A 1,671-nucleotide genomic window follows, 5' to 3' on the forward strand; every position below is an offset into this window, starting at 1 on the left:
AGCTTACTGAGTCACGTCTCCTTTTTGAGCGACCGCGTTGCTGGAAAACGCGACCTACTCGCCACTCTCCTCCAGCGCGTAGGCGACAGCCTGCTCCAGAGTCATCGCGCGGCCTTCCTGCCACGCGCGGTCGAAGGCGGCATCGTCGCCAAGAGCCTCGCGAGCGGCGGCAACCTGTTGCTCGTAGATCTCCTGTGACCTAGAAGGATAGGAATCGTCCATATCCTTATTCAGGTGCTCGGCAGCACCCCATAGTACAGCGCCAAGAACTGGTGGAGCAACCGAAGCCAATCTTTTTAGACAATCAATCGTGGTTTGATGGTAGCCGAGTTTTGCAAATCTTCGCAAGCTCTCCCTGTAGAAAGTACGGGCGGACACAGGATCTCCTTCCCGAAACGCGATGAGTCCCATGTTGAGCAGCGGTCCTGCGATCCCGTGAGAGGAGTCATATTTTCGTCCTATCGCCAAGCTTTCTTCAAAAAGCGCTCGTGCGGCAGAATAATCTCCTTGATCATTCGCCACCGTCCCCAGGTTCATCAATATTCCAGCGATTCCCCAGGGATCCTTCAGTTCGCGTGCCAGTGTCAGACTCTGTTCATAGAGGCCTCGTGCTGCATTATCATCACCTCCATCACTTGCCAGCATTGCCAGGTTGTTCAGCGCTAGGTAGATGCCGCGTCGGTCGCCCAGCTCTTTGTAGATCGTCAGGCTTTCCTCATAATGCGCTCTGGCGGTGGCCATATCGCCCCTCACAGAAGCATTAATCCCTAGCTGGTACGCCGCAGCTGCGATACCTCTTGGGTAGGCGATCTGCCTGGAGAGCGCCAGAGCTTCCGTACAGAGCCTCTTCGCGGCAACCATATTATCCCTTTTGGCAGTGCCCCCTAGTTGGAGCAACAGGTCTACAATGCCTCGCTGGTCGCCCAGTTTCCGATAGATCTCTAAACTTTCTGTACCGAACTTCTCTGCGGCAACATAATCCCCACAGTTAGACGACATGCTTGCTGCTACAAAGAGTGTCTTTGCAAGCGATGCTTGGTCTCCCTCTGGCGGCTGTGCGAGGGCTCGCACTAGGAAATCTCTCCCTTCGCGGCTATAGCTACGCAGAAACCAGAACCGTCGAATGGCTCTAGCGAGTCTTAGACCGACGGTACTATCACCCCCAGACTCGCTGCTCCAAGCGAGGACGGCACGCAGGTTGTCGTGCTCGGATTCAAGGCGATCCAGCCAGATCACCTGATCCCATCCGAGTAGAAGTGGTTCGGCTTCTTCCGCAAGGGCGAGGAAGAATCGGGCGTGTCGCTCCTGCACGGCAGATAGCTCCTCGGGGGAAAGTTGGCTCTGGGCGTACTCTCGGAGGGTCTCCAGCATACGGAAACGAATGCCACTCTCGCTCTCGACCGTCGTGATCAGCGAGCACTCGCGAAGCTGCGCAAGCATGTCCAGAGCGAGCGGCTCCTCACAAACCGACTCAGCCGCCTCCAGAGACCAGCCGCCACGAAACACGCACAGATGGCAGAAGAACTTCTGCACATCGGGAGTCAGTAGACGATAGCTCCAGTCAATCGCCGCACGAAGCGTCCGCTGGCGCTCCGCAAGACCACGCTTACGGCTCACCAGAAACTCAAAACGGTTCCCCAACTGAGAGAGCATCTGAGACGGAGACAAAAC

Annotated in this window: 1 protein-coding gene; it reads right to left on the reverse strand. The window is 56.5% G+C overall.

Features of this window, described 5'->3' with window-relative positions:
- Positions 1-54: 54 nt before the first annotated feature.
- A partial coding sequence (locus tag ACH2EH_RS10970; RefSeq protein WP_395141603.1) for an ATP-binding protein occupies positions 55-1,671 on the reverse strand: 1,617 nt, incomplete at its 5' end.

The organism is Armatimonas sp. (genome assembly GCF_043760365.1).
Taxonomy (GTDB): domain Bacteria; phylum Armatimonadota; class Armatimonadia; order Armatimonadales; family Armatimonadaceae; genus Armatimonas.